The 7,372-nt window shown below is 29.9% G+C and carries 6 protein-coding genes; 3 read left to right on the forward strand and 3 right to left on the reverse strand.

Annotated features, from left to right (window positions below; translation table 11 throughout):
* Both QVO42_RS06660 and QVO42_RS06665 read left to right on the forward strand, forming a co-directional pair.
* On the forward strand, positions 1-983 hold a 983-nt coding region (locus QVO42_RS06660), incomplete at its 5' end, for a metallophosphoesterase (protein ID WP_288164006.1).
* 153 nt (positions 984-1,136) lie between these two features.
* A complete protein-coding gene (locus QVO42_RS06665; protein ID WP_022425366.1) occupies positions 1,137-1,802 on the forward strand; it encodes a BglG family transcription antiterminator in 666 nt (221 codons plus the stop codon).
* A 28-nt stretch (positions 1,803-1,830) separates the two neighbouring features.
* Here the strand turns inward: QVO42_RS06665 and QVO42_RS06670 are convergent, their stop codons facing one another.
* From QVO42_RS06670 to QVO42_RS06680, 3 genes are all read right to left on the reverse strand, one after another.
* Positions 1,831-3,159: an ABC transporter ATP-binding protein gene (locus QVO42_RS06670; RefSeq protein WP_022425367.1), complete on the reverse strand. Its 1,329-nt coding sequence runs from the start codon at positions 3,157-3,159 to the stop codon at positions 1,831-1,833.
* Positions 3,149-3,955 carry a hypothetical protein gene (locus tag QVO42_RS06675; protein ID WP_022425368.1) on the reverse strand — a complete coding sequence of 269 codons (807 nt, stop codon included), beginning with the start codon at positions 3,953-3,955 and terminating at the stop codon, positions 3,149-3,151. Before QVO42_RS06675 ends, QVO42_RS06670 begins: the two co-directional genes overlap by 11 nt.
* 635 nt (positions 3,956-4,590) lie before the next feature.
* Positions 4,591-5,424 carry a hypothetical protein gene (locus QVO42_RS06680; protein ID WP_022425370.1) on the reverse strand — a complete coding sequence of 278 codons (834 nt, stop codon included), beginning with the start codon at positions 5,422-5,424 and terminating at the stop codon, positions 4,591-4,593.
* Positions 5,425-6,628: 1,204 nt separating this feature from the next.
* On the opposite strand from QVO42_RS06680, the gene QVO42_RS06685 reads away from it, so the two are divergent.
* Positions 6,629-7,372: AlbA family DNA-binding domain-containing protein (locus tag QVO42_RS06685; protein WP_288164008.1), on the forward strand; the 744-nt coding region annotated here is incomplete at its 3' end.

The raw sequence follows: 7,372 nt of genomic DNA on the forward strand, positions 1-7,372 counted from the left end.
TTTTTAAAACATTTGTGGTTGTCATGGCTATTCTTTCTACAATCGGTATATTACTTAAATTTAACTTTAAACCATATAATCATATCTTTACCATGTTCATACTAGTGTGTCAATTTCTCACTATGTATATTTATATTCTTTTTATATGTGTTTATCTGTATCGTTTCTCCTTTAAATTTGTGAAACGAAGACCATATCGTTTTGGGAACATCGTAGCAACTATGATTGCGATTACTCTTACAATTTCTGGTTTCTATTCTCATTATAATAAGAAAGAAGTCATCTATCATGTCACTGTTCCTAAGACATCTTCAGTATCTAAGTTAAAGATTTGTTTAGTGAGTGATCTCCATTTGAGTTCTGGTACTTATATGAGACAGGTAAGAAAACTTGTAAAAACTGTGAATGATAAACATTATGATCTTGTATGTTTTGCAGGAGATGTATTTGATGAAAATACACCAGATGCATTAATGAATCGTTCTTTAAAAGAATTCAAAAATATGAAGAGTACTTATGGAACATACTGGATATCTGGTAATCATGAATATTATGGTAAACATACAGACTTTACTGTCTTTGAAAAATACAACATACACTTTCTAAAGAACACCTATGAAACTGTAGACAATACTTTTAATATTGTTGGCTTTACAGATAAGACATCTCATGATCACTATGAAATCAATAAAGTAATAGAAGGAATGGATACTTCTTTACCTACTATTACACTAGACCATAATCCTGAAAGATTTGATCAACATACATATTTCACTGATCTTCAATTATCTGGTCATACACATAATGGACAGATTTTCCCAGGAAATATTATCCTTCATTATTACTATCAGAATTCATATGGTTTATCCCATTATAAAAACCATTATCTTCTTGTATCTGCTGGATATGGTTCATGGGGATTCCCATTTAGACTTGGTACACAATGCGAATATGATACTATTTATCTCACTATGAGAAAATAGTTTTACAAGAAATACACCTTTTTGTACAAAACATGTAAACGGATTCATAAATTCGCGAAAATTAACCTCTTTTGGTGTACAAATCTAAAAATAAGCATAGACAAACCGCTTTCTTTCCTATATGATAAGGGCACAAAGAGGTAGTGGAAAAAAATGGTCATAGAATTAGAAGAAAAATTTAAATTACGCAAAGCAGAAATCTTTGCGACAATCAAGAAGTATGTGACAGAAGCAAACATGGATATCTCAGATACAGTAATAGACAACTTATCTATTCATCTTGCTTTATCAATTACAAGAGAATTATCTGGATCTTATATCGAAATGAGTTCATCTCAGATTGAACAATTAAAACAAGCCAACACTTATCAGATTTCACAGTTAATCATTTATGATTTATCTAAGAAATATGATGTAAAAATTTCTGAAGACGATATTTGTTATTGTGCGATGTATTTATCAAACATGACATTATTAGATTTAGACTTCTTTAGTGAATGCGATATTATTGATCAGGAAACTGAAAGCATTACTTTAGAAGCCGTACAGGAAATCAATAACCGTTTAGGATTAAATCTAAAGAAGAATGATGATTTCTATCAGGGATTATCAATGCATTTCTATCCTGCAATTCAGCGTTTAAAGAATGATGAACAGCTCCATGATAATGTATTAACTGACAAAATCAAAACTGAAAATGAAACAGAATATAAATGTGCAATGATTTTAAATGATGTTGTAAAAGAACATTATCATAAATCATTTAATGAAGATGAATTGGCTTATATAGCATTACATTTCGGTACAGCATTAAGATAACATCAAAGGGAACCTGAGGTTCCCTTTTTCATTTGTACTTATCATAGATCTGTGATGCAATTGCATTATATCTATTCCATTCATCCGTTTTAATAAAAATAGCTGATGATGTTTTAAAATCTTTATAATACAATTCTCCATCTTCAATTTTAGATGCATTGACTAATAGTGGTTTTTCTTGTCTACAATATTTACTCAATCTAGTAGAGACAGGTACATAAGTTATCTTTTCGTTATCCTTATACTTATATCCATCTGCTTTATCGAGATGCTTCAAAAATAGAATATATTCCTGATTAGAATTCATCAAGACATATCCCTTTTCGGAATTCATACTTTCCATCCCCTTAAGATAAGAGATAGAAAACGGTTCTTGAATATAGATAGTATCTCCTTTTTTCAAGGAATCCTTATCCCTGTATATATCAATGATTTTTACTTGTCTTTCTATACTGTTATAAAATAATTTACCATCGTCTGGTTTTACTTTCACAATCAGATCACTGCTTTTTTCTAGTTCATCCAGTGTACTTATAGATTCATTGAAATACTCACTGTCCTTAATATTAGAATACACAAAATCATCAAGATTATACTGCTTCTTAATTTTATTGAGATAGTAATCACCTGTGAAAGAATACTTAGTCACAAATGCATATCCTATAGTCACACTTATCAAAACCAATAGAATCATGAAATATAGTTTTGTGTTCTTAGTCATTTTTTCAACTCTTTCTACTCTGCCAGAATTTAAATATATCTTTTCATCAAACAATTCATCTATATCCTGATGATTATGAGTCGCAATGATAATACAGGCATTGCGTCTTTTTTCTTCTGTCATCATTTTCTTAAATTGAATAACAGCATCTGGATCTAATGCATTTGTAGGTTCATCAAGCAATATAAATTGAGGCTTTTCCATAACAGCCTGCGCAATGGCTAATCTTTGTTTCATCCCTAGTGAATACTTTGCGACTGTTCTTCTGTCATTAGGATCTAATCCAACTCTTTTAAGTGCTTCTATTATATCATTTTGTGAAATCTGATTTCTTATTTCAGCAAGATACTGAAGGTTTTCCATACCTGTATAATATTTAAAGAAAGTAGGTGTCTCAATAATCAATCCCATTTCAGGTGGATAATCAATATCCTTATGAAGTATTTTCTCATCAATCATGATTTCTCCATGATCTATCTGAATCAATCCCGCAATAGCACGTAACAACATTGTTTTTCCTGAACCATTGTGTCCACATAAACCATATATTTTTCCACTTTCAAATTTCAAATTTATGTTATCCAAGATTATATTTGATTTCATTTCTCTTGAAACATCTTTTACACTAATTTTCATAATGACCTCCTATTAATTCTTTTCTATCAATAGCACACATAAGTCCTGCAGCACTGATTACTAACTCAATAACCTGACTCACAATAGATAAAAGGTATTTGTAGTAAGGCAATGGTAAATAAGTGATAGATATGCCTTGTTGCATATATGTAGATGCATGATAGTAATTATAATTACCATGATTTAAAGGAATATACTTACAGAGTTCTAAATTAGATGAAAATTGATCTAGTATAACACCTGAAATAATAGCTGGACTCACAACAAGCATCAAAGAAAGAACAATACCTATCTCAAATTTAAAACAATATAAGAAGAATTCACTCATAAACGATATAATCAACAACTGGATGGTAGAAGTCAAAAATAATTTGATGAACTCAGTTCCTATCACATGAAGAGGATTAAACTGGAAGGTCTTCAACATAATGATGAGTACATAAACCAATTGATAAAATAATGAATAAAACAAATTCTTAATCGCAATAAGCATTAAGATTTTACTGTTCTTCCCATATCTATATTTTATATAGATCTCGTTTTCTTTTATTTCCTTAATTATTTCATAAGGAACGTAGTATATGAATAACACAGCATTGATCAACAGAAGCATAATCTGTGGTATTGATTTACTTTCTTCTAGAAAGATACCTCCCATATACATCTGGTACGCACCTAATAAATCATGAGGCATATAACTGTTATGAGTTGCATACTTAAGAAAAAATGAGAAAGCAATCAAGAATAATATCCTAAGCAATATCTGCTTATTCCTTATGATGAACTTATAATACATTTTTAGACTCTCCTAATAATTGAAATTGAGTGACTACTCTATATAGAATTGCAGATAGTAAAACAATAAGCACAATCGTCACAATAAGAAGAGTTGCAGGCTTTTCATACTCCAAAAGCATAATTGATGATATGCCTGGAATACTATATTGTCTAAGTAAACTGCCTAGTAAAGTGGTGATATTGCATAAGAAGTAAGAAATAATGATGGATATATTTTTATTTCTCATCTTTAAATAGACGATGATATATATTAGACAGACAGAGATCAAAGTCATAAAGAAACTGAAATAATATCTCATGATCATTAAAAAACTCATATGATATATTACAGTTCCCACAACATGAACAGGAACTAATAATAGACATGTCATTTTAAAAGAATCCATTAAGATTCTTTCAATAATGAAACCAAATAGTTTTTTCTTAGATTGAAATCTAGGTATGATCATATAGCTAAATATTCGCAATATATCCGTAGAAAAATAGGACAACACAACTGGAATGACAAATATCATAATAGTGATGACTGAAAATGTATTTATCATCACATGACTCGTATGTATTGAACTTCTAAACATGAATAGAACAACCAGTTCAACAATTACAAAGAAAATAGAGTTGTTTATCTGGTCCTTATGAATGAATCGTTTCATATTTCTTCATCCCTTTAAATAAAATCAATACTTCAGCTATATTCAATACTATTATCGATAGACATACACTTGAGAAAGAGATTCTAGCATCTACATACATATACGATATGTAATTAATGAAACTAATATGAAAAATAACTCCTATAACACTAGCAACAGCAATCGCAATAAACGTCATAATGCATATTTGTATGAATTCCATTTCCTTGAAATGCTTGATAAAACTTAAACAGTAAGGAATATTTGAAATCGTTGCAAGAAACGTACTGACTATAATATTTTTGACAAGAATATAAACAAGAGGATTTTGAATTCTTAATAGATCCAATAAAGCTCTATTATCATATCTTTGAATAAGATCATAGACTGGTATTCCCCATCGGTTATCAAATCCTACAGTAGGGTAGACAATATATGAAATAAGTAGATTAATTAATCCCGAAAATAGAACCACGCCAAATACGATAATAAAATTCGCTATGAACTTTGATAGATAATATTCTTTCTTATTTAGACGAGTGATGACCATTGACTGCATTCCATTTTTTTCTTCTTTCCACTTACTAGATGAATAAATCATCATTACAATAAGTGGTGATAAATATTCAAAAACACTCATAATAGGTCTTGCCTTAATGCTGATATACATGGAATTATCAATATAAGACCTGATAAATAAAATATTACGACCATAATCCTGGAAACAATTTAAAAAAATACTTATTAGACTTATTAAAAGTATTGCTGCAAACAAAACTTTGAACTCAATCTGATTCACTGCGTTCTTTATTTCAATTCTGACTTGTTTAATCATAACTATTATGTCTCCCTTTTATATTTCATTCTCATAATAGTTATAACGTAAAATTATAAAAAGAAACGGCTCAAATTACTTACAAAAATATTAAGAATTACTTACTAATTATTTGTATGAAAAAGTTCTAGTTATTCTTATGACAGAGTTCAATGTATTACTTCTAAACCTAAATAAAAACTCTTGAAAAATCAACATATTATTCTATAATCCCGTTTTTGACAGTTGGGTATATAAAAAAGGGAGAAAAGTGCCTGTTTAAGGGCGTTTTTCTCCCTTTTAAAATTGTTGTATGGGAAGCTTCTTATGAAATATTTTTGATTATTTTTTAGCTCCTTGGGCTGATAGTATTGTTTGTCGAGATCCAACCTGAATGTCTCATTTAATGCATCACATATCGAGTTGCTTAATAGTAAAGATCCTGGTTGTTCACCACGTTCATATTCTTCATGTTCTCTATTATCTCATCGGTGGTGAAGTATCTGCCGCTTCTATTGAGCTTGATCTCAATTATCCTTTGGATAAGAAGTGCAGTGTAGCATGTCATGAAGTGAGCGATTTTTCTGTCGTCTCTTCTATGATTTACTGGTCTTGCCTTGAAATTTGTATTAAGGACTCTGAATCAGTCTTCTATTCTATATCTCTGGGAATTAATCCTAATGATTTCTTTAGCGTTATCTTCTGCATCAAGATTGGTAGCTACTGCATAGAATCCATCAAACTTCTCCTCATCAATAAGGAGGTGATGTTAGTTGCTTTCCAATTTAGTAGTATCTGTCATGGCAGGTGTTTTAGTTTATTACATATGCAAATGGTTGGACAAAAGATTTAAACGATAAGTAGCGTAGTGATAAGTACACTCCAAAGAACTAGAAAAGGTAAGGAGCACCATTCCTTACCTTTTCGTTTGATGTTAATTGCATCCCAATCTGCAATCAAATTATAGCATCTAGTATTTTAATATGCAAGTTGATTTAAAAATTCAATTTAGCTTAACATTACATCTCTATCTTCACTAAAATAAAGCATAACCTACATGCTTGTAAGCTAAGAAATTAGCTAAGAAATCTGATGTTAAGCTTAATTTGATGATCTAGTAGCAACATTTTTCTTAAACTTTGCGTTTATCTTTAGTTTATTTAAAGAAAATTCTTAATATCTTGAGTATATATTAGTGAATAGAAAATTAAGGAAGGTACTTTGAATGAGAATAAATGATCTAGTAGGTGAAACAACAGAATATGACAAGAAATTAAAGGTTGAGTTGAGAAAACCAAAAAGCTGGTGTAAGAGTATTAGTGCTTTTGCGAACACATTAGGTGGCGCATTAATCTTTGGAGTATCTGATGAAAATGAAATCATTGGATTAGATAATCCAGTTAAAGATGCAGAAAAAATTAGTGAAATAATCAAAACTAAGTTAAATCCAATTCCAGAATTTAAAATGTCTTTTCGTAAAGTAGAAGATAATATTCTAATTATTTTAGAGGTATTTAAAGGTGATGAAACGCCTTATTACTATTATAATGATGGATCTTTAGAAGCTTATATACGAATTGGAAATGAGAGTGTTAAAGCCTCTCCTACGGAACTTCAAAGATTAGTATTACGAGGCCGTAATAAATCATATGATTCACAAAAATCTATGTATAAAATCAGAGATTATTCTTTTTCAAAACTAAGGGAAAGATATAAGAAGTGGACAGGTTATAGTTTTGACGAAAAGAATTTAATATCATTTGGATTGGCTGATGAGGAAGGTTATCTTACTATAGCTGGTTCTTTAATTGTAGATGATAGCCCTGTACATCATTCAAGATTATTTTGTACAAGATGGAATGGTTTAAATAAAAGTAGTGGTGTTTTAGATGCACTAGATGAAGCAGAATATGAAGGTAGTGTTATAAATTTGTGGCGAAAAACCCACACGCTTGCGTGTGGGATGAAA

Source organism: Catenibacterium sp. CAG:290 (assembly GCF_000437715.1).
Classification (GTDB): domain Bacteria; phylum Bacillota_I; class Bacilli_A; order Erysipelotrichales; family Coprobacillaceae; genus Catenibacterium; species Catenibacterium mitsuoka_A.